This is a genomic window from Cellulosimicrobium cellulans (assembly GCF_006539945.1).
Lineage (GTDB): Bacteria > Actinomycetota > Actinomycetes > Actinomycetales > Cellulomonadaceae > Cellulosimicrobium > Cellulosimicrobium cellulans.
In genome coordinates this window covers 212,107-238,883 of record NZ_BJNZ01000004.1, presented here as the reverse complement: position 1 = coordinate 238,883, position 26,777 = coordinate 212,107, and the positions used below count along the sequence as shown (strand labels likewise).

The 26,777-nt window shown below is 72.9% G+C and carries 16 protein-coding genes and 1 riboswitch; of the genes, 3 read left to right on the top strand and 13 right to left on the bottom strand.

What is annotated here, in order from left to right; all coding sequences use genetic code 11:
• The 3 genes from CCE02nite_RS05070 to CCE02nite_RS05060 all read right to left on the bottom strand — a co-directional run.
• The coding region (locus CCE02nite_RS05070) for a bifunctional methylenetetrahydrofolate dehydrogenase/methenyltetrahydrofolate cyclohydrolase (protein WP_141388575.1) at nucleotides 1–788 on the bottom strand (788 nt) is incomplete at its 3' end.
• A gap of 8 nt (nucleotides 789–796) precedes the next feature.
• Nucleotides 797–2,086: a serine hydroxymethyltransferase gene (glyA, locus tag CCE02nite_RS05065; RefSeq protein ID WP_053369692.1), complete on the bottom strand. Its 1,290-nt coding sequence runs from the start codon at nucleotides 2,084–2,086 to the stop codon at nucleotides 797–799.
• 81 nt (nucleotides 2,087–2,167) lie between these two features.
• Nucleotides 2,168–2,278, bottom strand: a riboswitch (ZMP/ZTP riboswitch).
• 69 nt (nucleotides 2,279–2,347) lie between these two features.
• Entirely contained in the window at nucleotides 2,348–2,866 is a 519-nt protein-coding gene (locus CCE02nite_RS05060; RefSeq protein WP_141388574.1) for a GNAT family N-acetyltransferase, read from the bottom strand.
• A 107-nt stretch (nucleotides 2,867–2,973) separates the two neighbouring features.
• Here CCE02nite_RS05060 and purU point away from each other — a divergent pair, with 107 nt between their 5' ends.
• Nucleotides 2,974–3,894 carry a formyltetrahydrofolate deformylase gene (gene purU / locus CCE02nite_RS05055; RefSeq protein ID WP_141388573.1) on the top strand — a complete coding sequence of 307 codons (921 nt, stop codon included), beginning with the start codon at nucleotides 2,974–2,976 and terminating at the stop codon, nucleotides 3,892–3,894.
• Nucleotides 3,895–4,036: 142 nt separating this feature from the next.
• Here purU and CCE02nite_RS05050 read toward each other — a convergent pair whose 3' ends face one another.
• The 8 genes from CCE02nite_RS05050 to CCE02nite_RS05015 all read right to left on the bottom strand — a co-directional run bounded on the left by CCE02nite_RS05050 (nucleotide 4,037) and on the right by CCE02nite_RS05015 (nucleotide 21,650).
• Complete coding sequence (locus tag CCE02nite_RS05050; protein ID WP_141388572.1) at nucleotides 4,037–5,146, bottom strand: substrate-binding domain-containing protein; 1,110 nt, start codon at nucleotides 5,144–5,146, stop codon at nucleotides 4,037–4,039.
• An 86-nt stretch (nucleotides 5,147–5,232) separates the two neighbouring features.
• Entirely contained in the window at nucleotides 5,233–6,522 is a 1,290-nt protein-coding gene (gene mmsB, locus CCE02nite_RS05045; RefSeq protein WP_141388571.1) for a multiple monosaccharide ABC transporter permease, read from the bottom strand.
• Between the two features lie 52 nt (nucleotides 6,523–6,574).
• Nucleotides 6,575–8,134, bottom strand: a complete 1,560-nt coding sequence (mmsA, locus tag CCE02nite_RS05040; RefSeq protein WP_141388570.1) for a multiple monosaccharide ABC transporter ATP-binding protein — start codon at nucleotides 8,132–8,134, stop codon at nucleotides 6,575–6,577.
• A 276-nt stretch (nucleotides 8,135–8,410) separates the two neighbouring features.
• Nucleotides 8,411–8,902 (bottom strand): GNAT family N-acetyltransferase, encoded by a 492-nt coding sequence (locus tag CCE02nite_RS05035; RefSeq protein ID WP_255318640.1) that lies wholly within the window; start codon nucleotides 8,900–8,902, stop codon nucleotides 8,411–8,413.
• Nucleotides 8,903–9,059: 157 nt separating this feature from the next.
• A complete protein-coding gene (pulA, locus tag CCE02nite_RS05030; protein ID WP_176599506.1) occupies nucleotides 9,060–15,251 on the bottom strand; it encodes a pullulanase-type alpha-1,6-glucosidase in 6,192 nt (2,063 codons plus the stop codon).
• Nucleotides 15,252–15,533: 282 nt separating this feature from the next.
• Nucleotides 15,534–19,178 (bottom strand): ATP-binding cassette domain-containing protein, encoded by a 3,645-nt coding sequence (locus CCE02nite_RS05025; protein ID WP_141388569.1) that lies wholly within the window; start codon nucleotides 19,176–19,178, stop codon nucleotides 15,534–15,536.
• Nucleotides 19,179–19,337: 159 nt separating this feature from the next.
• Nucleotides 19,338–20,324: a malate dehydrogenase gene (locus tag CCE02nite_RS05020; protein ID WP_141388568.1), complete on the bottom strand. Its 987-nt coding sequence runs from the start codon at nucleotides 20,322–20,324 to the stop codon at nucleotides 19,338–19,340.
• 108 nt (nucleotides 20,325–20,432) lie between these two features.
• Entirely contained in the window at nucleotides 20,433–21,650 is a 1,218-nt protein-coding gene (locus tag CCE02nite_RS05015) for an NADP-dependent isocitrate dehydrogenase (RefSeq protein ID WP_141388567.1), read from the bottom strand.
• Nucleotides 21,651–22,020: 370 nt separating this feature from the next.
• Between CCE02nite_RS05015 and CCE02nite_RS05010 the strand changes: the two genes are divergently transcribed.
• Nucleotides 22,021–23,103 (top strand): MIP/aquaporin family protein, encoded by a 1,083-nt coding sequence (locus CCE02nite_RS05010; protein ID WP_255318639.1) that lies wholly within the window; start codon nucleotides 22,021–22,023, stop codon nucleotides 23,101–23,103.
• Nucleotides 23,104–23,173: 70 nt separating this feature from the next.
• Here the strand turns inward: CCE02nite_RS05010 and CCE02nite_RS05005 are convergent, their stop codons facing one another.
• Nucleotides 23,174–23,599, bottom strand: a complete 426-nt coding sequence (locus CCE02nite_RS05005) for a DUF3017 domain-containing protein (RefSeq protein WP_141388565.1) — start codon at nucleotides 23,597–23,599, stop codon at nucleotides 23,174–23,176.
• Between the two features lie 54 nt (nucleotides 23,600–23,653).
• On the opposite strand from CCE02nite_RS05005, the gene CCE02nite_RS05000 reads away from it, so the two are divergent.
• Nucleotides 23,654–25,009 carry an NAD(P)/FAD-dependent oxidoreductase gene (locus CCE02nite_RS05000; RefSeq protein WP_141388564.1) on the top strand — a complete coding sequence of 452 codons (1,356 nt, stop codon included), beginning with the start codon at nucleotides 23,654–23,656 and terminating at the stop codon, nucleotides 25,007–25,009.
• Nucleotides 25,010–25,071: 62 nt separating this feature from the next.
• On the opposite strand, the gene purH is transcribed toward CCE02nite_RS05000, so the two are convergent.
• Nucleotides 25,072–26,754 (bottom strand): bifunctional phosphoribosylaminoimidazolecarboxamide formyltransferase/IMP cyclohydrolase, encoded by a 1,683-nt coding sequence (gene purH / locus CCE02nite_RS04995; protein WP_141388563.1) that lies wholly within the window; start codon nucleotides 26,752–26,754, stop codon nucleotides 25,072–25,074.
• Nucleotides 26,755–26,777: the final 23 nt, after the last annotated feature.

Sequence of the window (26,777 nt, the reverse complement as noted above, 5' to 3'; positions counted from 1 at the left end):
CCCGCGACCTCGGCGACGTCCGGCGCGGCGTCTCCGACGACTCGGCTCTTGCCCGTCTCGGGGTCGGCCTCGCGCGAGACGCCGACGTCGATGACGACGGCGCCCGGCTTGACCATGTCGCGCGTGATGATGCCCTGGACGCCCGCCGCCGCGACGACGACGTCGGCGCGGCGCACGAGCTCCGCGAGGTCCGTCGTCCCGGTGTGCGTGAGCGTCACCGTCGCGTTGACCGCGCGGCGCGTGAGCAGCAGGCCGATCGAGCGGCCGACGGTCACGCCGCGGCCCACGACCACGACCTCCTTGCCCGCGAGGGAGATGCCGTGCCGCTCGATGAGCTCGATGATCCCGCGCGGCGTGCACGGGAGCGGCGAGGTGACCTCCTCGTTGACGCGCAGGACGAGGCGTCCGAGGTTCGTCGGGTGCAGCCCGTCGGCGTCCTTGGCCGGGTCGATGAGCTCGAGCACGCGGTTGGTGTCGATGCCCTTCGGGAGCGGGAGCTGCACGATGTACCCCGTGCAGGCCGGGTCCTCGTTCAGGCGGCGGACCGCGGCCTCGATCTCCTCCTGCGTCGCGTCGCCGGGCAGGTCCTCGCGGATCGAGGACAGGCCGACCTCGGCGCAGTCGCGGTGCTTGCCCGCGACGTACCACTGCGAGCCCGGGTCGTCGCCCACCAGGAGCGTGCCCAGGCCGGGCACGACGCCCTTGGCGGCGAGGACCGTGAGGCGGTCCTTGAGCTCGGCCTTGATGGTGGCGGCGGTCGCCTTGCCGTCGAGGATCTGCGCACTCATCCGGGGGCTCACTGCTGCAGGCCCGGGTACAAGGGGAAGTCGGCCGTGAGCTTCTGCACGCGGGCGCGCAGGGCGTCCGCGTCGGTCGCGGCGCCCTCGCGCAGCGCGGTCGCGATGATCTCGGCGACCTCGGTGAACTCGGCGTCGCCGAAGCCGCGCGTCGCGAGCGCGGGCGTGCCGATGCGCAGGCCGGACGTGACGCGCGGGGGGCGCGGGTCGAACGGCACCGCGTTGCGGTTCACGGTGATGCCGACCTCGTGCAGGAGGTCCTCGGCCTGCTGGCCGTCGAGCGCGGAGTGGCGCAGGTCGACGAGCACGAGGTGGACGTCGGTGCCGCCCGTGAGGACGGAGACCCCGGCCGCGGCCACGTCGGCCTGGGCGAGGCGGTCGGCGATGATGCTCGCGCCGCGCAGCGTGCGCTCCTGGCGGTCGCGGAAGTCGTCCGAGCCGGCGATCTTGAACGACACGGCCTTGGCCGCGACGACGTGCATGAGCGGGCCGCCCTGCTGGCCGGGGAACACCGCGGAGTCGATCTTCTTGGCGTACTCCTCCTTGCTCAGGATGAAGCCCGAGCGGGGGCCGCCGATCGTCTTGTGGACCGTGGAGGACACGACGTCCGCGTACGGCACCGGGGACGGGTGCAGGCCCGCGGCGACGAGGCCCGCGAAGTGCGCCATGTCCACCCAGAGCTTGGCGCCGACCTCGTCGGCGATCTCGCGGAAGGCGGCGAAGTCGAGGTGGCGCGGGTAGGCGGACCAGCCGCCGATGATGACGTCGGGGCGCGTCTCGAGGGCCTGCTTGCGCACCTCGTCCATCTCGATGCGGTACGACTGCGGGTCCACGCCGTACGCCGCGACGTCGTAGAGCTTGCCGGAGAAGTTGATCTTCATGCCGTGCGTGAGGTGGCCGCCGTGCGCCAGCTCGAGGCCGAGGATCTTGTCGCCCTTGTTGATGAGGGCGTGCAGCACCGCGGCGTTGGCCGTGGCGCCCGAGTGCGGCTGGACGTTGGCGTGCTCGGCGCCGAACAGGTCCTTGGCGCGGGCGATCGCGAGGTTCTCCGCGACGTCGACCTGCTCGCAGCCGCCGTAGTAGCGGCGGCCCGGGTAGCCCTCGGCGTACTTGTTGGTGAGCACGGAGCCCTGCGCCTGCAGGACGGCGCGCGGGACGAAGTTCTCGGACGCGATCATCTCGAGGGTGTCGCGCTGGCGCGCGAGCTCCCCGTCGAGGACGGCCGCGATCTCGGGGTCGAGCTCGGCGAGCGGGGTGTCGAGGACGTTGTCGGCTGGCTGGGCGCTCATGGCGTCTCCTCCGCGGGTGCTTGGCAGTGTGTCGTCGGTGGTCACGTTCCCGGCTCGCCGGGTACGCCCCACCAGGGGGTGACCCGGGGCCCAGGCGAACGACCCGTCGTCTGCACAGCGTGTCGCTCCCCGGTGGTGATCCACCCTGCCCGGGCGGAGATCCACCGGGCGGCGCCAGTCGCGACGCGTCGATCCTAGCGCACGGCCCGTCCGCGGGTCCCGGGCTCTCGCCCGGGTCCGGCCCCGCCTGCTCCTGCCCGGCTACTCCTGCCCGACGGCGTCGGACTCGTTGCGCGCCTCGGCCTCGCCGAGGATGCGGCGCAGGTAGGTGTAGGTGAGGTCGCCGGCGGCCTTGTCGTACTGCTCCTCGTAGCCGTGCTTGGTGTACATCGCGAGGTTCTGCTTGGAATCCTTGCCGGTGAACACCCAGATCTCCGTGGTCTGCTCCGGCAGGTACGGCAGCACCTCGAAGAGCATCTGCGTCCCGATGCCGCGGCCCTGCATGTCGGGCGCCACGGCGAGGCGGCCGAGCGTCGCCTTGCTCTCCTCGATCTCGACCCGCACCGAGCCGACCAGTCGCGGGCCGAGCCACGCGCCGATCGTCACGACGTCCTCGCGCGCGAGGTCGTCGCGCAGCTCGTGGAGGGTCTGGGTCAGCGGGGGGATGTTGGGGTCCTGGTAGAGCTGCGCCTCGGTGACGAACGCCGCCCGCCGCAGGGTCAGGAGCTCACCGGCCTCGGCGTCGTCGACGAGGCGGGTCGTGATCTGCGCGTCGTTCATGAAGACATCGTGTCAGACATCGCGCGACGCGACCGCGCGTGTCCGGGTGATGTCAGGCTGCCGGACGGCGGCCTCGTCACCGCCGGGACGCGGCTACCCTCTGAGGGGTGTCCACGACAGATCCCCGTGGCGCCGACGTCCCCGACACCTCGGCGCTCCGCACCGCGCAGCCCTCGACCGGCGACCCCACGCACTGGGTCCTCACGCTCTCGTGCCCCGACGGGCCGGGGATCGTGCACGCCGTCGCCGGGGCCCTCGCGCGGCTCGGGGGCAACATCACGGAGTCGCAGCAGTTCGGCGACCCGCTCTCGGGCCTGTTCTTCATGCGCGTGCAGGTCACGGCGGCCGCGGAGCGCGCCGAGCTGGAGCGCGCGGTCGAGGAGGTCGCGGCCCGGTTCGCCATGACGTGGCAGCTCGACGTCGTCGGGCGCCGGGTCCGCACGCTGCTCATGGTCTCCAAGGCGCCGCACTGCCTCGTCGACCTGCTGTACCGCGAGCGCTCCCAGGGCATGCCGATCGAGGTCGTCGGCGTCGTCGGCAACCACCGTGACCTCGAGGACATCGCGACGTTCTACGGCAAGCCGTTCCACCACGTGCCCGTCACGCGCGACACCAAGGCCGACGCCGAGGCGCGCCTGCGCGGGCTCGTCGACGAGCTCGACGTCGAGCTCGTCGTCCTCGCGCGCTACATGCAGATCCTCTCGGACGAGCTGTGCCGCGAGATGCCGGGGCGCATCATCAACATCCACCACTCGTTCCTCCCGAGCTTCAAGGGCGCCCGCCCGTACGCCCAGGCGCACGACCGCGGCGTCAAGCTCATCGGCGCGACGTCGCACTACGTGACGGGCGACCTCGACGAGGGCCCGATCATCGAGCAGGACGTCGAGCGCGTCGACCACTCGCGCCGTGTCGAGGACCTCGTCGCGATCGGCGAGGACGTCGAGCGCCAGACGCTCGCGCGCGCCGTGCGCTGGCACGCGGAGCACCGCGTGCTCCTGGACGGGCACCGCACCGTCGTCTTCCGCTGAGCCGCGGGCTCCCGGCCGGCTCCGGCGCCGGCGGCTCCCCCTGCACGACGGCGGCCCCCGCCACGTCCGAGGACGTGACGGGGGCCGTCGTGCGGCGGCGTGCCGGTACGCCGCCGCCACCCGGTCGCTCAGAGCGAACGGGTCACTTGGTGAGCTCCTCGAGGGTGGGGTCACCCGCGTAGACCTCGGCCGCGTTCTCCTGCGTGACGATGATCGGCTCGAGGAGGAAGGCCGGGACGACCTTGACGCCGTTGTCGTAGGACTCGGTGTCGTTGATCTCCGGCTCCTCGCCCGCCTGGAGCGCCTTCACCGCGTTGATCGACTCCTCGACGAGCTTGCGCGTGTCCTTGTAGATCGTCGAGTACTGCTCGCCCGCGACGATCGACTTGACCGACTCGACCTCGGAGTCCTGGCCGGTGATGACCGGGGTCTCCTTGCCGGCCTGCTTGGCCGACGTGAGCGCCGCGCGGGCGAGGGTGTCGTTCGGCGACAGGACGCCGTCGAGCTCCTTGTCGGAGTAGCTGCCCGAGAGGACGGTGTCCATGCGCTTCTGCGCGTTCTCGGCCTTCCAGCCCTGCGTCGACACCTGCTCGAACGAGGTCTGGCCGGACGGGATGACGAGCGTGCCGTCCTCGATCTTCGGGTCGAGCACGCTCATGGCGCCCTCGAAGAACGGCGTCGAGTTCGCGTCGTCGGACGAGCCGGCGATGAGCTCGATGTTGTAGGGGCCCTCGCCCTTGCGCTCCGCGAGCCCCTGGAGCAGCGCCTCGCCCTGGAGGACGCCGACCTGGAAGTTGTCGAACGCGATGTACTCGTCGACGGCGTCCGTGTTCTTCACGAGACGGTCGTAGGCGATCACGGTCGCGCCGTTGTCCTTGGCGTTCTTGAGCTGGCTGCCGAGCTGCGACCCGTCGACGGCGCCGACGATGATGACCTTCGCGCCCTGCTCGACCATGGCGTCGATCTGGCTCTGCTGCTCCGAGACGCCGCCGTTGGCGAACTGCACGATCGGCTTGAAGCCGGCCTCGGTCAGGCCGTCGTTGAACAGCTGCTCGGCGAGCACCCAGTTCTCCGACGTCTTCTGCGGGAGCGCCACGCCGATCGTCGCGCCCTCCTCGAAGCCGGCCGCCGCGGACTCGCCGCCACCGGTGGAGTCGCCACCGGCGTCGCCCCCGCGGTCGGAGGAGCAGCCGCTGAGCACGAGCGCACTCGCGGCGGTGAGCGCCAGGAGCGTCGTGGTGAGCTTCTTCATGGGTACCACTTTCTTGTCGGGCATCCGTCGTCGGATGCGGTCAGGGGGGGTCGTGCGGTGGGTGGGACGTGGGGGGGTAGGTCGGGTCAGCCCTTGGCGGCGGTCGCGCCGGCCTCGACCGGGACCTCGGGCTGGAGGTCGTCGGCGCCCGTGACGGCGCCCGTGCCCTTGTCGCGCCGCGACGGGAAGATCAGGGCGATGATCGACGGGCGGCCCTGCACCTTGTTGTAGACGTCGAACGCCACGGCGGCGAGCAGCACGAGGCCCTTGATGATCTGGGTCAGGTCGGAACCGACGCCCATGAGCTGCAGGCCGTTGTTGAGGACGGCCATGACCAGACCACCGATGACGGACCCGACGACCGTGCCGACACCGCCGGAGACGGCAGCCCCGCCGATGAACACGGCCGCGATCGCGTCGAGCTCCCACATGTTGCCGTCGAAGGGGCCGGACGCGGTCGAGCGGCCGATGAAGATCATCCCGGCGAGCGACGCGAGGATCGACATGTTCATCATCACGAAGAAGTTGGTGCGCTTGATGTTCACGCCGGACAGCGCCGCCGCGGCCCGGTTGCCGCCCACCGCGTACACGTGGCGACCGGTGATGGTCCGTGACGCGACGAACTGGTAGACGACGACGAGGAGCACCAGGACGAGCGCGGGCACCGGGAACGACGTGCCGACGCGGCCCGACCCGTAGAGGTACGTGAGGTAGGCGATCACGGCGCTGAAGAGGACGACGCGCGTCACGGCGACCGAGGTCGGGACCGGCTCGGCGCCGAGCTTGCGGGCGCTCGCGCGGCGGCGGAGCTCGGACCACACGACGAACGCGATCGCGACGATCCCGAGCAGCAGCGTCGAGTTGTTGAGGCCCGTGTTCGGACCCCACTCGGGCAGGTAGCCACCGCCGAGCGTCTGGAGCTCCTGCGGGACGGGGACCGTGTTCGAGTCACCGATGAACTGGTTGAGGCCGCGGAACAGCATCATTCCGGCGAGCGTCGTGATGAAGCCGGGGATGCCGACGTACGCGACCCAGAAGCCCTGCCACGCGCCGATGATCGCGCCGACGCTCAGCCCGAGCAGGATCCCCAGCCACCACGGGATGCCCCAGTCGCGGATCGCGAGGGCCACGATGATGCCGGTCACGGCGGCCACGGAGCCCACGGACAGGTCGATGTGGCCCGCGATGATGACGAGCACCATGCCGATGGCGAGGATGAGGATGTAGGAGTTGCCGTTGAGCAGGTTCTGCGCGTTGCTCGGCGTGAGGACCCGTCCGCCCGTGGCGATCTGGAAGAAGATGACCAGGGCGAGGAGCGCGAAGAGCATGCCGAACTGGCGCGCTCCCCCGCTCAGCAGCTGCTTGATGGACGACATCGTCGGTGGTTCCTTCTCGGTTGCGATGCGGTGGCTGGGGTGGGGGACGCGCTCAGGCGGCGGCGTCGGAGGGTGCGTCGCCGGGCGTGCCGGTCATGAGGCGCATGAGCCCCTCCTGGGTCGCCTCCGACCCGGGGACCTCGCCCGTGATCCGCCCCTCGAAGACGGTGTAGATGCGGTCGCACAGACCGAGGAGCTCGGGCAGCTCGGACGAGATGACCACCACGCCGCGGCCGGCGTCCGCGAGCTTCTGGACGAGGCCGTAGATCTCGTACTTGGCGCCGACGTCGATGCCGCGCGTCGGCTCGTCGAGGATGAGGAGCTCCGGCTCGGTGTACATCCACTTGGCGAGCAGGACCTTCTGCTGGTTGCCGCCCGAGAGCTTCGCGACGCCCTCGTGCACGCTCGGTGCCTTGATCGAGAACGCCTTGCGGTAGGACTCCGCCGCGACGAACGCCGCGTCCTGGTCGATGACGCCCGCCTTCGCGATGCGCGGCAGGTTGGCCGCCTGGATCGTGCCGAGGATGGTGTCGAGCAGGTTCAGGCCGAGCGACTTGCGGTCCTCGGGGACGTACGCGATCCGGTTCTCGATCGCGGAGAGCACGGTCGGCATGGACACCTCGCGACCGTCGATGCGCACGACGCCGGACTTGTAGCGTCCGTACGAGCGGCCGAAGATCGACCGCGCGAGCTCCGTGCGCCCTGCGCCCATGATCCCGGCGAAGCCGACGATCTCACCGCGGCGGACGTGGAACGTCGAGCCCTTGCACACGTACCGGCCCGGCACCTCGGGGTGCTCCACGGTCCAGCCCTCGACCTCGAAGAACGTCTCGCCGATGGACGGCGTGTGGGCCGGGAAGCGCGACTCGAGCGAGCGCCCGACCATGCCGCGGATGATCCGGTCCTCGTCGACGGCGTCGCCCTGGACGTCGAGCGTCTCGATCGAGCGGCCGTCGCGGATGATCGTGATCGAGTCCGCGACCTCCTCGATCTCGTTGAGCTTGTGGGAGATCATGATGCTCGTCAGGCCCTTGGCGCGCAGGCCGCGCAGCAGGTCGAGGAGATGCTCGGAGTCCTCCTCGTTGAGCGCGGAGGTCGGCTCGTCGAGGATGAGCAGGCGGACGTCCTTGGCGAGCGCACGAGCGATCTCGACGAGCTGCTGCTTGCCGACGCCGATGCTCTTGATCTGCGCGTCGGGCGACTCCTGGAGGCCGACACGCGCCATGAGCTCCTCGGCCCGACGGCGGGCCGCGCCCCAGTCGATGCCGAACGCACCCTTGACCTCGTTGCCGAGGAAGATGTTCTCCGCGATCGACAGCTCGGGGATGAGGGCGAGCTCCTGGTGGATGATGACGATCCCTGCGTGCTCGCTCGACCGGATGTCCTTGAACTGGACCTCCGCGCCGTCGTAGTAGATGTCGCCCGAGTACGTCCCGTGCGGGTACACGCCCGAGAGCACCTTCATGAGCGTCGACTTGCCGGCGCCGTTCTCGCCGCAGATCGCGTGGATCTCTCCCGCGCGCACCCGCAGGTTCACGTCGTCGAGGGCGCGCACGCCCGGGAACTCCTTGGTGATACCTCGCATCTCGAGGATCACGCGCTCGTCCGCCATCGGACCTCCTCCTGCCGAGGACAGCTCGCAGCGCACCGACGCGCCGCGGACCCGGACACCCTCAGCGCCGTCCGAGCGGGCCCGACGTTATGCCGGTCGCGTTCTTGGCGTCAACTCCTGAACGCAAGGATCGGCAGAACCGTGACCAAACAGCGACCTTGGTCCCATGACAGCGCAGACATACGCCCTGTGATGTGAGCGCAAACACGCGGGAACGCTCCCAAGCGGTCACGACCTGAATACGTGAGAGCGCTCCAGTGCGGCGCCGCCCACGGACTAGCGGGGTGTGAGCGGGAGCTTGAAGCCCTCGTGCGACTGCTCGTAGCCGAGCGACCGGTAGAACCGGTGGGCGTCGGCCCGCTGCTTGTCGGAGGTGAGCTGGGCGAGCGTGCAGCCTCGCGCGACGCCCCAGGCGTGCGCCCACGCCATCATGGCGCGGCCGACCCCCTGCCCGCGGAGCCGGCGGTCCACGCGCACCGCCTCGACGACGAGCCGCGACGCGCCGTTCCGGGAGATCCCCGGGATCACGGTGAGCTGCATCGTGCCGACGACCTCGTCGTCGAGCTCGACCACGACGAGCGCGTTGTTCGGGTCGGCGTCGACCGCGGCGAACGCCGCCTCGTGCGCGGGCCCGACCTCCCCCGTCCGGGACCGCGCGATGGCGTCGTCCGCGATGAGCGCGACGACCCGGGGCAGGTCGGCGGCGACGGCCGTACGGAACGCGAGACCCGCCGTCGGGCCGACGGCGGGCAGGGGCGAGGTGGTCACGGCCCGCGACCGTAGCACCCGGCAGCCCGAGGGAGAACCCGATCCTGTCGGAGCAGAACCGGGCTGAGCCGAGGGAGAACCGGGGTAGGCCGAGGGAGAACCCTGGTCCTCCCAGGGTTCTCCCTCGGCGAACCAGGGTTCTCCCTCGGCGGTCGGCTCAGGAGCAGGTGAGCTCCTCGTGGGCGACGGTGAAGGTCGAGGTGACCTCGTCGCCGTCGACCACCGCGGTGGCCGTGACGACGGCCTCCCCCGCTGCGGCGGTCTTCGCCCGCGTCGCGAACGACTGGTAGGCGTTCTTCCCGGGCGCGACCTTCGAGAAGCCCTTCTCGCCGAACGGCGTGGAGAGCGTCAGGTCCACGGGGACGGCGCCGTCGTTCGTCGCGCGGACGGCGACGTAGGCCTTGCCGGCGAGGCAGCGGGGCTGCACCTCGACCGAGACGGGCAGCTCGCCGGCCGCCTGCGGCTCGACGAGCACCGCGACGGTGCGCGCCGGGAGCGTGACGGTCCCGGAGGCCGCGTCCCACGTGGTGCCCTGCACGACGGCGTCGCTCCCCTCGGCCTGGACCGGCGAGAGCACGTACTCGCGGCCCGCCAGCGCGGTCAGCGGGACGGTGACCTCGTCCGGCGAGGCGTTGAACACCGTGAGCAGGCCGTCGAGGGCCGGGTCGACGTCGGTGCCCACGGTGTCGTCCACCGACATCGCGACGACCCCCGGGACCTGGTCCGTCCCGGCACCCGGGAAGGTGACCTTCTCCCGGATGAGGTCCGCGTCGCCGAGCCGGAAGAGCTCGGTCGAGTGCCGCAGCCGCAGGAGGTCCTGCGCCTGCGCCGACGCGGTGGCGATGTCGTCGGGCGACGGCTCGAGCGCGGGGTCCGCGAGGAGCGGGGCCATGAGCGGCCACTTGTCCTCGTTGTCGGCCGCCATCGGCAGGCCCTTGCCGAAGCCGTTGTCCTGACCGGTCCAGTCGATCGCGTTGAACCAGTCGCCCGAGTCGTAGCTGTTGCGGTCGAGCGACTTGGACCGCAGCAGGTCCGTCCCCGCGTGCCAGAACGACGGCGTCTGGGAGAGCGCGGCGGTCGCGAGCGAGACCGTGTTCATCCGCACGCGCTCGTCCATCGGCGTGTCCGCCGGGAGCTTGAGCGTGAGCAGGTCGAACAGCGTCTCGTTGTCGTGCGCGTCGACGTAGGTCACGACCTCCTCGGGCGAGTCGGCGTAGCCCGCCGGTGCTCCGCGGTAGTCGATCTCGTCGCCCCGCTTCTCCTCGCCCGTGGACGTGAGGAGCGTGTAGTCGCGCAGGTTGCCGGCGAGCCCGAGCCGCACGAGGTCGGTCTGGTGGCCGAGGTCGGCGAGCTCGTCCGCGGAACCGTCGTTGACGGTGCCCGGCTCCCCCGCCCGGGCGGGCTGCCCGTTCGGGTCGGTCGCCAGGCCCGTGCCGAAGCCCTGCGTGAACGTCGAGGCGCCGTCGACGGGCGAGCCGCCGTGCACGGCGTCACGCAGCCGGTCGGAGAACGTCCCGATGCCCGTGCCGCCGAGCTGGCCCTGCGTGGCCTGCTCGAACAGCGCGTTGCCCGCGACCTCGCCGAAGTCCCAGCCCTCGCCGTACAGGTAGACGGACTTCCCGTCGACGCCGTCCTCGGCGAGCGTGAGCTCGTCGAGCGCGGCCCGCACGTCGAGCATGTTCTGCTTCGAGTGGTGACCCATGAGGTCGAAGCGGAACCCGTCGACCTTGTAGTCCTGGGCCCAGGTGACGACCGAGTCGACCATGAGCTTGCCCGCCATCGCGTGCTCGGTCGCGACGTTCTGGCAGCACGTGCTCGTCTCGACGGAGCCCGTGGTCGGGTTCAGCCGGTGGTAGTAGCCCGGCACGACCTTGTCGAGGACCGACTTCGCGTCCTGCCCGCTCGCCGCGGTGTGGTTGAACACCTGGTCGAGCACGACCTGGAGCCCGGCGTCGTGGAGCGATCCGACCATGGTGCGGAACTCCGCGACGCGCGCGCCGCCGTCCGCGTCGAGGGCGTACGACCCCTCCGGTGTGCTGAAGTGCCACGGGTCGTAGCCCCAGTTGAAGCCGTCCTCGCCCTGCACCGCCGCGACCGCGGCCTGCTGCTCGGTCGAGTCGGGCGCGAGACCGGTGAGGTCGCCCGTCGTCTTCTGGGCGGCCCGGTCCTCGGGGATCGACGCGATGTCGAACGTCGGGAGCAGGTGCACCGTGGTGAGGCCCGCGTCCGCGAGCTCGCGCAGGTGCGTCATCCCGGCCGAGTCCTGCTCGGCGAACGCGAGGTAGGTGCCGCGCCGCTCGGCGGGGACCGTCTCGTCGGAGATCGAGAAGTCGCGCACGTGCAGCTCGTAGATCGTCTGGTCCACCGCGCGCTCGACGACCGGGGCGGGCGTGCCCTCCCAGACGCTCGGGCGGAACGCGGGGTCGTCGAGGTCGACGGCCACCGAGTGCGTGGAGTCGAGCGTCAGCCCGACCGAGTACGGGTCGGTGACGACGTTCGTCTCGACCTTCCCCATGCTCGGGACGTAGACCCGCACCTCGTAGAGGTAGCGCGCGCCCTTCCACCCGACGTCCGCGCCGCCGAGCTTCTTGTCGGCCGCCTTGCCGTCGAGCGTCCACGTGCCGTCGGACTGGCGCGCGGCCTCGAACCGTCGCGGGTCGTCGTCGAGCGACGCCCCCGCGGGCCAGGCGAGCACCGAGACCGCCTGGGCGGTCGGTGCCCAGAGCGCGAACGACGCCCACTTCCCGTTGGCGTGCCACGAGACGCCGAGCTCGCGCTCGGCCGCGTCCTCGGCGAACAGGTCGTCGACGACGCCCGGCACCTGGACGCCGGTCGCGGCCGTGAGGACGCTCTCGTCGGCCCGGGTCACGAGGAGCTGGCCCGTGAGCGCGGCCTCGGCCGCGGCACGGTCGAGCGGTTCACCGTCGTCGAGCACGCGCAGCGCGGTGTGGCCGGCGAGCGCCGGGAACTCGGCGGCGACGTCGTCGGGCAGGCCCGCCGGGTCCACCTCGAGCGTGTACGACGCCGTCCCCTCCGGTGCCTGCACCTCGCCGTCCGCGCTGCCCGGGGCGACGGAGATCCCGCCGTCCGGCGCCGCCCACAGGGTCCACTCCGACCCGGCGCCGAGTTCCGCGGGCCAGGCGACCAGGTCCTCACGGACCCAGTGCGCGGCCTGCTGCCCGGTCCCCGGCAGCGGCGGGTTCGCCACCTCGACGGTCAGGACGTGGGTCGCGAGGTCGTAGGAGAACGTGACGTTCTCGCCGTCACCCACGGAGAACTGGTAGTTCGCGCCGTCGGGCGCGCCGCCCACGCCGTAGTTCTCGGCCCAGCTCAGCCCGTGCGCGACCTTGCCCTCGTACGCGCCGGCCGTGAGGCGGTCGGTCGACCAGGTGTAGGTGCCGTCGCCGTCGGGGTCCTTGAGCCAGGACGCGAGGCAGTCCGGGGCCCACGAGGCGGGGCAGCCGACCTGGTCCTGGAACGAGCCCGGGAGGGTGACGATCGGGCCCTGTGCGGTGCTCGAGAAGTCCTTGCTCACCGGGTCCCAGTAGAACGTCACCGGGCCCCCGGTCGTCGTGTACGTCGCGTTGCCGCCGTCCTGTACGCCGCCGACTCCGTAGTTCACCGTCCACGACCCGTTGAGCGCGACCTTGTACTCGTACGTCCCGGCCGGGACCTCGAACGTGCCCGCGTAGACGCCGTCGGCGCGCTGCGTGAGCTTGGCCGCCTCGCACGCCGGGGCCCAGTCGCCCGCGCAGCCCATGGCCGCGTTGTGGCTCCCGGGCACGGTCACGAGGTCGATCTCGGGCTCCGGCTCCTCGCCCACGACCCCGCTCACGTCGATCCCGACGCTCGCGAACGTCGACGCGGCGGCGCGGTCGCCGTCGGCGTCGGTCGTCACCGCGCGGTACTCGACGAGCGTGCCGTCCGCGAGGCCCGCGACGTCGTGGAAGACGCGCGGCGCGGTGTCCTCGGCGGTGCCGAGCGGGTGCCACTCGGCGCTCCCGACCTCGCGCCACGCGAACGACGTCTCGGCCCATGCGTCCGCGTCGACCGTGGCCGTCACGGGCGCGACCCCGGTGACCGCTGCGCCGGCGCGCGGCACGGTGACGGCGATCTCGCCCGACGAGTCCGCGCCGACCTCGCGGTCGGCCCGCAGCACGACGGTGCCCGTCGCCGGGACGGTCAGCATGACGACGCCGTCGGCGTCGGCCGTCACGGGCTGGGCCGACTCGCCGTAGAGCACCTCGTACGAGGCGCCGGGCGTGAGGGTCGTGAAGGTCGCCGTCCGCTCCTGCGCGGCGTTGTTCAGCGCGACGAGGTGCTCGACCTTCTCCGCGCGGTCCACGCGGCTGAAGGCGTACACGCCCGCGCCGTTCTCGACGTAGCGCTCGACCTGCGCGCCGTCGGCCAGCGCCGGGTGCGCCTCGCGCAGCGCGGCGAGCTCGGCGATGTGCGCGTAGAGCGGCGCGTCCGTGCCGAAGCGGTCGACGCTGCCCGCCTGCTCGCCGGTGACGAGAGGCTGGTCGGCGTACTCGTCGACCTGCGTCGCGAACAGGGTCTGGCGCGCGTCCTTGTCGCCGCCCGTCCCCGCGAAGCCCTGCTCGTCGCCGTAGTACACGACCGGCTGCCCGCGGGTCAGGTACATGAGGTCGTGCGCGAGCTCGTCGCGCGCGAGCGGGTCGTCCGTGCTCGCGAGCATGTACCCGACGCGACCCATGTCGTGGTTGCCGAGGAACGTCGGCAGCGCCTGCGCGTTCGTCGTGGGCGTCGTGTACATGTCGTCGCTCGCGAAGAGCGACGCGAGGCCCTTGGCGCTGTTGCCGCTCGCGAAGCTCGTCGCGGCGGACTGGAACGTGAAGTCGAGCGTCGAGCTCATGTCGGTCTTGCGCACGTAGGGCGAGAGCTTCGCCGCGTCGGCGTCGTACACCTCGCCGAACATGAAGAAGTCGTCCTTGCCCTGCGCGTGCGCGTAGTCGAGGACCTCGGTGGTCCACGTCTCCCAGAACTCGAAGTTCACGTGCTTGACGGTGTCGATGCGGAAGCCGTCGATCCCGAGGTCGATCCAGTCCTGGTAGACGTCGACGAACCCGTCGACGACCGTCGGGTGCTCCGTCATGAGGTCGTCGAGGCCGTCGAAGTCCCCGTACGTCACCGACTCCCCGGTCCACGTCGAGTTGCCGCGGTTGTGGTAGAGCGTCGGGTCGTTGAGCCAGGACGGGACCTTGAGGTCTTCCTTGTCCGCAGGGACGACCGGCGTGTACGGGAACGACGTCGCGGCGTCCAGCGCCGGGAAGTCTCCCGTGCCCGCGTGATCCGCCGGGTCGAACACGGTGCCCTCGGCGTCGCGGTACGGCGACGTGGCCTGGTCGACGTACGAGTACTGCTTCTCCTCGTAGTCGATCACGTCGGCCGTGTGGTTCGTGATGATGTCGAAGTAGACCTTGATGCCGCGGTCGTGCGCCTCGTCGATGAGCGCCTCGAGCTCGGCGTTGGTGCCGAGGTGCGGGTCGATCTGCGTGAAGTCGGTGATCCAGTAGCCGTGGTAGCCCGCCGACGCGTCGGCGCCCGTGCCCTGGACCGGCTGGTTCTTGAACGACGGCGTGAGCCAGATCGCCGTCGTGCCGAGGCCCTCGACGTAGTCGAGGTTCTGCCGCAGGCCCGCGATGTCGCCGCCCTGGTAGAAGCCCTTGTCCGTCGGGTCGTACCCGGAGACGAGCGGGTCGTCACCGAGCCCCGCCGTGTCGTTCGACGGGTCGCCGTTCGCGAACCGGTCGGTCATGACGAAGTAGAAGCGCTCGTCCGACCCGGGCTGGCGCACGGGGGGCACCACGAGGTCGGCGTCCTGCGCCTCGTCGTAGGCGCCTGCGAGCCCGAGCGGCGTGAGCGCGATGCGGTGGGTCGACTCGTCGAACGTGACGCGGACCGTCGCGTCGCCGCCGAGCACGAGCGGCGCGTTGTCCTGGCTGCCGTAGCGCCCGTACGCCTCGTCCCAGGCGTCGTCGAACGCGACCTTGTACTGGTACGTCCCGGCGGGCAGGTCGAAGTCGGCCGACCACACGCCCGCGGCGTCGGTGGGTGCGAGCTCGGTCGCGTCGCACGCGGGGTCCCAGTCGGCCGCGCAGCCGAGCTCGGACTGGAGGTCGCCCACGAGGGCGAGCGTGCGCTCGTCGGCCCCCGCCGCGGGGGCGGCGAGCGCGGCGAGCGTGACGCCCGCCAGGCTGGAGGTGGCGAGCGCGACGGCGGTGACCGACGCCGTCGTGCGGGACCCGCGCGAGCGACGGGCCGACGGGTCGGATGGGTGGGGCGACGGGGTGCGCGGAACGCGGCGACGTCGCGGCGTGGAGGTCATGAGGACTCCCTCGTCCGGTGGCTGGTGCGGGGCCGCAGGCATGAGCTGGCACGAACCGGTGGACGCGGACGACGGGGACCGACAGCGGACGACGTCGACCGCGGCCTCTCAGCGTACGGCTGAGCCGAACTGTACTGCTTGCAGAAAGTTGCAGCAAGGTTCGGTAACCAGGGCTCGGCGCACCTCCGCCGTACGGCCTCCTGGAGACGACGAACCCGGGGTCGCGCCTCACGGAACACGTCCGGTGAGGAGCGACCCCGGGTTCGACGGGGCGAGAGAAGGTCAGCCCGCCAGGTGACCCCAGCGCGGTGCCAGGTCGCGCCACGGCCCGACCTCGGCGACGCGGCCCTCGTCGAGCACGACGACGCGGTCCGCCCGCGCGAGCGCGGCCCGCTTCGACGTCGCGCCGATCACCGTGGTCCCGCGCTCCCGGAGCGAGGTCCACAGCTCGATCTCGGTCGCCGCGTCGAGTGCGCTCGAGACGTCGTCGGCGAGGAGGAGCTCAGCGTCGGTCGCGAGCGCTCGCGCGAGGGCGAGCCGCTGCACCTGTCCGCCCGAGAGCCGGACGCCGCGGTGCCCCACCAGGGATTCGTGGCCCCCGGCCTCGACGACGTCGCGCTCCAGGCGCGCGGCCGCGACCGGTCCGTGCACGTCGCGCTCGTGCCCGAGGCGCACGTTGTCGGCGAACGATCCCGAGAGCACGCGCGGGACCTGCGCCACGTGGGCGACCTGACCCGGCCGCAGGAACGTCTGGGCGTCGACGACGTCGGTCCCGTTCCACCGGATGTGGCCCGTGTGCTCCATGAGGCCCGACAGCGCCGAGAGCAGGCTCGACTTGCCCGCCCCGACCTGCCCGAGCAGGAGGACGAGCTCGCCGCGACGCACTGCGAGGTCGACGCCCTGGACGCCGATCGTGCCGTCGTCGTGCAGCGCGGTGACGTCGGCCAGCTCGAGCCGCTCGAGCGGCTGGCGCGGGCCCGGGTCGGGCACGGGGGCCTCGCCCGTGAGGAGGTCGACGCCGGGCGGCAGGTCCATGAGGTCGGTGCCCGCCGCGAACCGGCTCGTGGCGCGCTGCCACGAGCGCGTGCCGGGGGCCTCGGTCACGACCGCCCCCGCGACCACGCCGAACCAGCCGAAGCCGGTCACCGCGTTGGCGACCAGGAGCGCGGTCGCGAGGTCCCACGTGCCGGCGAGCAACCCGGCCCACGCCGCCACGACACCGAGCTGGATCATGACGAGCGGGACGCCGTCGAGCGCGGCCTGCACCCGGTGCTCGAAGATCGCGGCCCGCACGCGCCCCCCGTCGACGTCGCGCAGGTGCGCGTGCACCTGCGGCGTCCGGGCGGCGAGCTTGACCGTGCGCGCCGAGTCGAGCGCCGAGACGAGCGCACGCCCGAACCGGGCGCGCGCCGCCGACGACCGCGTGGCCGACCGCCCGGCGATCGGGCGCCCGAGCGCGGAGGCCGCGGCGGACACGACCATCACGGCGAGCAGCACCGCGCCCGCGAGCCACGACCCGCTGAGCAGCGCCGTGACCCCCGCGATGACGAGGCCGTTGACGAAGTCGACCCAGCGGTCCGCGTACCGGACGAATCGGTCGGCGTCCATGGCGCGCGCGACGACCTCGCCCGGGGGCGTCGCCGTGAGCCGGTGCTGGCGCGTCTGGCCGGCCATGACGGCCATGCGGACGCGCAGCAGCACCTCGATCCACCAGCGCGGGTAGACGTACAGCGCCCAGGCGAGGCACAGCGGCGCGAGGACGAGGAGCACCGCGAGCGGCACGAGCAGCTGCGCCGGGAAGCCGTCGTCGAGGTCCTGCACCGCGCGGCCCCAGAGGAAGCCCGTGACGGCGCCCTGCGCCGACACGAGGCTCGTCGCCAGGAACAGCAGCGCGCCCACGACGCCCCACGCGGGGCGCACGAACAGCGCGTGCAGCACCCCGCGCGCGAGGCTGGGCCCGTCGCCCGGGTCCGCGAGGACCGGCGGCGCGCCCCGCCGTCGGCGACCTCCGACGGACTCGGCCGCGCGGCCCGCGTCCGCGCCGTCGCCGGGTCCGTCCGACGCGCCCGGCCCGGGGGACGCGTCGCGCGCGCCGTCGCCGTCGAGCAGGGCCCCGCCGGCACCCGGGCGCGAGCCGGCGGCGCCCGTCGCGGCCTCCTCGGCGACGCTCGCCGCGAGGAGGTCGCGGTACGGGCCCGCGACGCGGGCGAGCGCCGCCCGCTCCCCCTGCTGCACGACCCGCCCGTGGTCGAGGACGGCGAGCAGCCCCGCGCGCTCGATCGTCGTCAGGCGGTGCGCGACGAGCACGCCCGTGCGCCCGGCGAGCAGCCGGTCCGAGGCCGCGACGACGCGCGCCTCCGTGAGCGGGTCCATGCGCGCGGTCGCCTCGTCGAGCACGACGACCTGCACGTCGCGGACGAGCAGTCGCGCGAACGCGACGAGCTGCTCCTCCCCCGCCGAGAGCGACGTCCCACCCGGGCCGAGCAGCGTGTCGAGGCCGTCGGGGAGTCCGGCCACCCAGTCGTCGAGCCGGAGCTCGCGTACGGCGGCCTCGACGTCGGCGCGCGGCACGTCGGCGAAGAGCGCGACGTTCTCGGCGAGCGTGCCCGCGAGGATCTCGGTGCGCTGCGTCACGACCCCCACCGCGGCGCGCAACGCCTGCAGGTCGAGGTCGCGCACGTCCACGCCGCCGACGAGCACCGCGCCGCGCGGCGGCTCGACCGCGCGCGAGAGCAGCGACGCCAGGGTCGACTTGCCCGACCCCGTCCGCCCCACGAGCGCGACCGTCTCGCCCGCGGGCACCCGCAGGCTCACGCCGTCGAGCGCGAACGTGCCCTCGGCGTACGAGAAGTGGAGGTCGCGCAGCTCGATCCCCACGGGACCTTCGGGCAGCGCCCTCCCGCCCGCGGGCTCCGGCTCGACGGCGAGCATCTGCCGGATGCGCGTGAGCGCCCCGATGCCCTCCTGGATGTCGGGCAGGTGGTGGACCAGGTTGTCCACCTGCCCGACGAACATCGCCGTCACGAGGAACAGGGTGACCAGGCGGTCCACGCCCAGGTCGCCGTCCGCGGCGAGCGCGGCGCCCGCGACGGCGACGCCGGCGAGGAGCGCCGCCAGCACGAGGCCCGCCCTGCGGAGCATGCGCGACTCGACGACGAGCACCGCCTGGAACTTTCGGTGCACCTGGGCCGAGCGCTCGGCGAGGCGCCGGACCGCGAACGACTGGCCGAGGCTCGTGCGCAGGTCGTCCCGCGCCGCGACCGACTCCTCGAACGCGGCGGCGTGGTCCGTCCACGCGGCCTCCTCGATCACCTTGCGGCGCGCGATCTCGCCCAGCATGGGACGCACGATCACCGCGGCGACCGCGCCGAGCGCCGGGAAGAGGATCCAGGCCGGCCACCAGGTCAGGCCCGCGACGACCCACATCGGCAGCACGCCGACGACGGTGCGGCCCGCGCCCCAGAGCTGGCGGCGCACCAGCGTGCCGACCGCGTGCGTGTCGTCGTCGACGCGGTCGAGCACCTCGCCGACCGCCTGCTCCGTGAGCGTGGCGAGCGGCTGGTGCAGGGCCGCCGTGAGCAGGTCGCCGCGCAGCCGGCCCTCGGCCCGGTCCACGACCCCGGCCCACACGACCTGGCCGGCGGTGTCGAGCAGCGCCGCGCCGACGACGCAGGCCGCGAGGAGCTGGAGCGTCGCCGTCGTCGGGTCGTCGGCGAGCCAGCCCGCGATGACGGTCCCGAGCGCGGCACCGACCGCACCGAGCGTGAGCGCGAGCAGTGCGACGACGGCCAGCGGCCCGCGCAGCCGCCGCCAGTCCAGGCGGCGGGCCGGGTCGGCGGGCGCGCGGGAAGCGCCCGCCGACGCCGTGGTCTCGGGGGCGGTCGGGGGGTTCGGGGGCTGCTCGGTCGGCAGGGTGGCGTCGATCATGGCGCGTCGACCCTACGGCGCCCCACCCCCGCGGGCGCAGCGATTTTCCGCCCGGTCACCCGCCCCCGAACGCCCCGCACCGTCGCTCCCGTCCGGCCCCCGGACCGTCCCCGGTCGCGCGGTCGGGACCGTGCCTCGGACCGCGCGACCGGAGTCGGCTCAGACGAGCCCGAGCTGTTCCACGGCCTGCCGCTCCTCCTGGAGCTCCGCGACCGACGCGTCGACGCGCCCGCGCGAGAAGTCCGACAGCTCCAGCCCCTGCACGATCTCCCACGCCCCGTCGCGGGACACCACCGGGAACGACGAGATGAGGCCCGTCGGGACACCGTACGACCCGTCGGACACGACGCCCGCACTCGTCCAGTCGCCCTCCGGCGTGCCGTGGACCCAGTCGCGCACGTGGTCGATCGCCGCGTTCGCGGCCGACGCCGCCGACGACGCGCCGCGCGCGTCGATGATCGCGGCGCCGCGCTTCGCGACCGTGGGGATGAACGTGCCCTCCAGCCACTCGCGGTCCTCGGCGAGCTGCGCACCCGGGGTCCCCGCGACGTCCGCCTGGAAGATGTCCGGGTACTGCGTCGCCGAGTGGTTGCCCCAGATCGTCACCTTGCGCACCTCCGACACCGGCACGCCCGCCTTCTTGGCCACCTGCGTCAGTGCGCGGTTGTGGTCCAGGCGCGTCATCGCGGTGAACCGCTCCTTCGGCACGTCCGGCGCGTTCGACGCCGCGATGAGCGCGTTCGTGTTCGCCGGGTTGCCGACGACCAGGACGCGGACGTCGTCCGCCGCACCCGCGTTGATCGCCTGGCCCTGCGGCTTGAAGATCCCGCCGTTGGCCTCCAGCAGGTCGCCCCGCTCCATGCCCGGACCGCGCGGGCGCGCGCCCACGAGCAGCGCGACGTTCGTCCCCTCGAACGCGGCGGTCGGGTCGTCGAAGATGTCGATGCCCGCGAGCAGCGGGAAGGCGCAGTCGTCGAGCTCCATCGCGGTGCCCTCCGCGGCCTTCACGCCCTGCGGGATCTCCAGGAGGCGCAGGCGCACGGGGGTGTCGGTGCCGAGCATCTGGCCCGACGCGATACGGAAGAGCAGTGCGTAGCCGATCTGACCGGCAGCGCCGGTCACCGTCACGTTCACGGGGGAAGTCATGCGCTCACTCTCCCACAACGCGGCCGGCACGGACGCCCCGGCGGGGACGACGACGGCGGCGTCCCCTGCGCGAGGGGACGCCGCCGTCGGGCGTGCGGAGCGGGCCGGTCAGCCCAGGCGCGCCTTGAGGTTCTCGTCGAGCGCGGCGAGGAAGTCCTCGGTCGTCAGCCACTGCTGGTCCGGGCCGACGAGGAGCGCGAGGTCCTTGGTCATCTGGCCGGCCTCGACGGTCTTGATGACGACGTCCTCGAGGGTCTGCGCGAACTCGGTGACCTCGGGCGTGCCGTCCAGCTTGCCGCGGTGCATGAGGCCGCGGGTCCAGGCGAAGATCGACGCGATCGGGTTGGTCGACGTCGGCTTGCCCTGCTGGTGCTGGCGGTAGTGACGGGTCACGGTGCCGTGCGCGGCCTCGGCCTCGACGGTCTGGCCGTCCGGGGTCATGAGGACGGACGTCATGAGGCCGAGCGAGCCGAAGCCCTGCGCGACGGTGTCGGACTGGACGTCGCCGTCGTAGTTCTTGCAGGCCCAGACGTAGCCGCCCTCCCACTTCATGGCCGAGGCGACCATGTCGTCGATGAGGCGGTGCTCGTAGGTGAGGCCCTTCGCGGCGAACGCCTCGGCGAACTCGGCGTCGAACACCTCCTGGAAGATGTCCTTGAAGGCGCCGTCGTACGCCTTGAGGATCGTGTTCTTCGTCGAGAGGTACACGGGGTACTCGCGCTGGAGGCCGTACGCGAACGAGGCGCGCGCGAAGTCGCGGATCGACTCGTTGAAGTTGTACATGCCCATCGCGACGCCGCCCTCCTCGGGCATGGTCACGACGTCGAACTTCTGCGGCTCGGAGCCGTCGGCCGGCTCGAACGTCATCGTGATCTTGCCGGGGCCCGGGACCTTGAAGTTCGTCGACTTGTACTGGTCGCCGTGGGCGTGACGACCGATGATGATCGGCTTGTTCCAGCCGGGCACGAGGCGCGGGATGTTCGAGATGATGATCGGCTCGCGGAAGACGACGCCGCCGAGGATGTTGCGGATCGTGCCGTTGGGCGAGACCCACATCTTCTTGAGGCCGAACTCCTCGACGCGCGCCTCGTCGGGCGTGATCGTCGCGCACTTGACGCCCACGTTGTACTGCTTGATCGCGTGGGCGGCGTCGATCGTGACCTGGTCGTCCGTCGCGTCGCGGTTCTGGATCGACAGGTCGTAGTACCTGAGGTCCACGTCGAGGTACGGGTGGATGAGGCGGTCCTTGATGAACTGCCAGATGATGCGCGTCATCTCGTCGCCGTCGAGCTCGACGACCGGGTTGACGACCTTGATCTTGCCCATGCGCAGATCGCTCCAACTGTCGGGGACTGGTGCCCCCGGGAGCCGGACGGCGACCGTGCGGCCCGTGGGGCCCGGTCCGTCGCACACAGGGGCGTTGCTGACCGCGGTCCAGGGTACTCGACTTCTCGACGTCAAGATACTTTCGCCACCCCTCTCGGCCGACCGCATGCTGAGACGACACGTCCGTTCTCAGGTGGAGCACCGCCGATTTCCACACTTCTCCCGGGTGGTGGTGGCAGGATGCCCCCAGATGCCGGAATGGCCGGGCACTCGGTCAGGCATCGTGCCGTCGTCCCGACCGCGCCCCGGTGCCGCACCGTGGCGGCCGGCGGGACTGCCCGACGTACCCACCGAACCAGACAGGATGATCATGTCCCAGGACACCACCGCTCCCGGCGCACCGGAGGGCACCGTCGACGACCCGCGCCTCGCGCCGACCGAGGCCGTCGCCGTCGTCCAGCCCAGCCTCCTCGCGCGCCTCGGCGCCGAGGTCTTCGGCACGTTCTTCCTCGTGCTCGCGATCGTGGGCGTGGCGCTGTACACCTTCGTCAGCCAGCAGAACGCGCTGGCCGTCGGCCTCGCCGGCGGTATCGCGGTGATCGCGGGCGCCGCGGCCGTGGGCAACGTGTCGGGCGGCCACTTCAACCCCGCCGTGACGCTCGGCGCCGCGATCGGTGGCCGCACCGCGTGGCGCGACGTCCTGCCGTACTGGGTCGCCCAGCTCGTGGGTGCGATCCTCGCCGGGCTCGTGCTGCTCGCGACCGTCCCGGCCTCGCTGCCCGAGCTCCTCGGGCAGGACGGCCGCGGGGGCGTGTTCGTCGCCACCGCGAACGGGTACGGCAGCTTCTCCTCGCTGGCGACGGCGTCGCAGGGCGGCACGGAGTTCGGCCTCGTGCAGGCGCTGCTCATCGAGACGATCGTCACCGCCGTGTTCGTGGGCGTGATCCTCGGCGTCACCGACAAGCGTGCGAGCGTCCAGTACGCGCCCGTCGTCATCGGCCTCACGCTGACCGCGCTCATCATCGTCGCCGCGCCGATCACCAACGCGTCGCTCAACCCGGCCCGTTCGATGGCCTCGGCGGTGTTCGCCGGCGACGGCGACCTGTGGAAGCAGCAGTGGGTCTTCTGGGTCGCGCCGCTCCTCGGTGCCGCGATCGCGGGCCTGTTCTACCGCGCCTTCGCGTTCGCCCCGAAGCAGGACGACCTCCTCGGCGAGGACCGCGTCGTCTCCCTGACCGACGCCGACGACGAGGCCACCGCCGCGTACGCCGCGACGGCCGGCGCCGCGGGTGCCGCCGGTGCGGGCGCGGTCGCCGCCGTCGTCGAGGAGGAGGTCGTCGTCACGGACGAGAACGGTGACGTCGTCGCGGTCGAGGAGGTCGTCGAGGTCCTCGAGGCGGACGAGCCCGAGGCGGGCGAGGCTCCCGGCACCGACGAGGCCCCCAAGGCCTGACGTCCGCACGCCCGACGGGCCCGGACCGCGACCGCGGTCCGGGCCCGTCGTCGTCTGCCCTACGCCGGGGTCAGATCTCGCCCTGGTCGAGGCTCAGCGCGAGGAACGCCATGACGACGGCGGGCGCGAGGAAGAAGAAGACGTCCAGGCCGCGCGAGCGCACGGTGATCCCGACGGGGCCGGGGCCCGGGATGGCCGCGCGGCACACCCCCGCCACGGCGAGCAGCCCGGCGAGCGTGAGGCAGCCGGCGCGCGCACCGACGAGCACCGCGACGAGCGTCGAGACCGCGACGCCCGCGAGCACGAGCCACATCGCGGGCTGGCGGGACGGGGCCAGGCTCGCGGGAGGCTCCGGCACCGGCGGCCGGGCCTCGTCGTCGGGAGCACCGGCCGAGGGCTCTTCGTCGCCCGGCTCGTCCTCGACGTGGTGCCACGCCGGCACGAGCGTCGGCGGCGGCCGGTGGCGCGTCCCCCCGTCCGCGGTGACGTCGGTCACGCTGCTGCACCTTCCACGCCCGGAAGCCTACCGTCGTGGCCTAGCGTGACGTGCATGTCGTCCGCCGAGCCGCCGGTCCTCCCACCCCCGTCTGCGCACCGTGGGGACCGCCCCGCCGCGGCCCCGGCGCCCCCCGCGTCGGTCGTCGTCGTGGGCGCCGGCCTCGCCGGCGCCCAGACCGTCGGCGCGCTCCGCCGCCGGGGGTACGCCGGGCGGGTGACGCTGCTCGGCGCCGAGGGTGTGCCTCCCTACGACCGGCCCCCGCTGTCGAAGGAGCTCCTGAGCCGCCCGCGCCCGGCGTGGCTGGCCGAGGACCTCGGCCTGGACGTCGAGGCCCTCGCCGACGAGGTCCGCCTCGCCGACGCGGCGGTGCGGCTGGAGCGTCGCTCCGCGCCCGAGGGCGGCTCGTGGGAGGTCACGACCCGGTCGGGCGAGCGCCGGACCGCCGACGCCGTCGTGCTCGCGGTCGGTTCCACGCCCGTGCGGCCCGTCGACTGGGAGCACGCCCGCGTCCTGCACACCGCGCGGGACGCCGAGGACCTGCGCGAGGCGTTGCGGCCGGGGATCCGCCTCGTGATCGTCGGCGCGGGCTGGATCGGTGCCGAGCTGGCGGGGGTCGCGACCGGCGCGGGCGCGCGCGTCACGGTCCTCGAGGCGGCGCCGACCCCGCTCCGGCGCCAGCTCGGACCGGCCGTCGGCGCGCACCTCGCGCCCTGGTACGCCGCCGTCGGCGCGGAGCTCGTGACCGGCGCGGCGGTCGCGGAGGTCCGTCCCGACGGCGTCCGGCTCGCCGACGGACGCGAGCTGCCGGCCGACCTCGTGCTGGCCGCCGTGGGCGCTCGCCCCGCGACGGACTGGCTCGACGGCGCGGTCCCGCGCGACGTGCGCGGCAGCGTCCCCGTCGACACGACCGGCGCCGTGCGCGGCCTGGACGGGCTCTGGGCCGTCGGCGACTGCGCGACCCGCGAGCACCCCGCGCTCGGTGCCGTCCCCGGCGGCCACTGGTCGGCCGCGCTCCACGACCCCGACGCGACGGTCGCCGCCATGCTCGGCGACGAGGACACCGGCCCGGGGCACGCCCCGTACGTGTTCTCCCAGCAGCTCGGCCACGACCTCGCCCTGTTCGGCGTGCCCGACGAGGCCGACGACGTGCTCTTCCGCGGCGACCCGTCGGGTGGGCCTACCGGCCACGAGGGCTGGGCCGCGTTCTACCTCGCCCCGGGGTCGCGCGTCGGCGCGACTCCGGGCGACGGCGACGGTCGGGTCACCGAGGTCCGGGCGGTCCTCCTGGTGGACTCGCCGCGCGACGTCGGCCCGGTCCGCAAGGCCATGAACCGCACCGGCCGTCTCCGCGTCGACCTCGACGTCGCGCTCGACCCGACCCGCCGCCTGCGCGACGCGCTCGCCTGACGCCCGGTGCACGACGGCCCCGCCGGTCCGAGGACCGGCGGGGCCGTCGAGCGAGGGTCGTGTCAGTGCGCGAAGTGGCGCGTCCCCGTGAAGTACATCGTCACTCCCGCCGCCCGCGCCGCCTCGATCACCTCGGCGTCGCGGATCGACCCTCCCGGAGCGACGACGGCGCGCACGCCCGCGTCGAGCAGGATCTGGAGGCCGTCGGCGAACGGGAAGAACGCGTCGGACGCCGCGACGGCGCCGCGTGCCCGCTCCTCGCCCTCGGCGAGCGTGTTGGCGCGCTCGACCGCCAGACGGCACGAGTCGACACGGTTGACCTGCCCCATCCCGACGCCGACGGCGGCGCCGTCGTTCGCGAGGAGGATCGCGTTCGACTTCGCGGCGCGGATCGCGCGCCACGCGAACGCGAGGTCGGCGATCGTCGCGTCGTCGGCGGCCTCGCCGGTCACGAGGTTCCAGTGCTGCGGGTCGTCCCCGCCGGTGACGTTCCCGTCGGCGTCCGTCACGACGGCGTCCACCCGGTCGGCGCTCTGCACGAGCAGTCCCCCGCTCACCGGGCGGGTCTCGACGGACGTCGTCGGCGGGGTGTCGACGACGAGGAGGCGGATGTTCTTCTTCGCCTGGAGGACCTCCAGCGCCTCGGGCTCGAAGCCCGGCGCGACGACGACCTCGGTGAACACGGGCGCGATCTGCTCCGCGGCCGCCCGGGTGACGACGCGGTTCGCCGCGATGACGCCGCCGTACGCGGAGACGGGGTCGGTCGCGTGGGCGCGCGCGTGCGCCTCGGCGACGTCGGCGCCGACGGCGATGCCGCACGGGTTGGCGTGCTTGATGATCGCGACGGCGGGCGCGTCGTGGTCGTGCGCGGCGCGCCACGCGGCGTCGGCGTCCACGTAGTTGTTGTAGCTCATGGCCTTGCCGTGGAGCTGCGTCGCCTGGGCGAGGCCGCTCGCGCCGTGGCCGTCGGTGTAGAGCGCGGCACGCTGGTGCGGGTTCTCGCCGTAGCGCAGCACGTCGGCGCGGTCCCACGTGGCGCCGATCCAGGCGGGGAACCCGGTGCTCACGGTCTCGCCGTCGGTCTCGACCTCGTCCGTCGGTGCCACGACGTTGCCCATCCACGACGCGACGGCGACGTCGTACGTCGCGGTGTGCACGAACGCGGCGGCCGCGAGCGCCTTGCGCTGCGCGTAGGTGAAGCCGCCCGCCTGCACGGCCGCGACGACGTCGTCGTACCGGCCCGGGTCGACGACGACGGCGACGCTCGGGTGGTTCTTCGCCGCCGCGCGGACCATCGAGGGCCCGCCGATGTCGATCTGCTCGACGACCTCGTCCGGGCCCGCACCCGACGCGACGGTGGCGGCGAACGGGTAGAGGTTGACGACGACGAGCTCGAACGGCGCGATGCCGAGCTCGTCGAGCTGCGCGAGGTGGTCGGCCTTGCGCGAGTCCGCGAGGATGCCGGCGTGCACGCGCGGGTGCAGCGTCTTGACCCGGCCCTCGAGGCACTCGGGGAACCCGGTGAGGTCCTCGACCTTCGTCACGGGCACGCCCGCGCCGGCGATCGTCGACGCGGTGGAGCCGGTGGAGACGAGCTCGACGCCCGCCGCGTGGAGCGCCGTGGCGAGCTCGACGAGGCCGGTCTTGTCGTAGACGCTCAGGAGCGCACGCCGCACGGGGCGCTGGGAGTCGTCGGCGAGCTGGACGTCGGGGGCGGCGGGGACGTTCGGGGCCGGGTGGGACATGACGAGGGGCTCCTCTGGGTCGC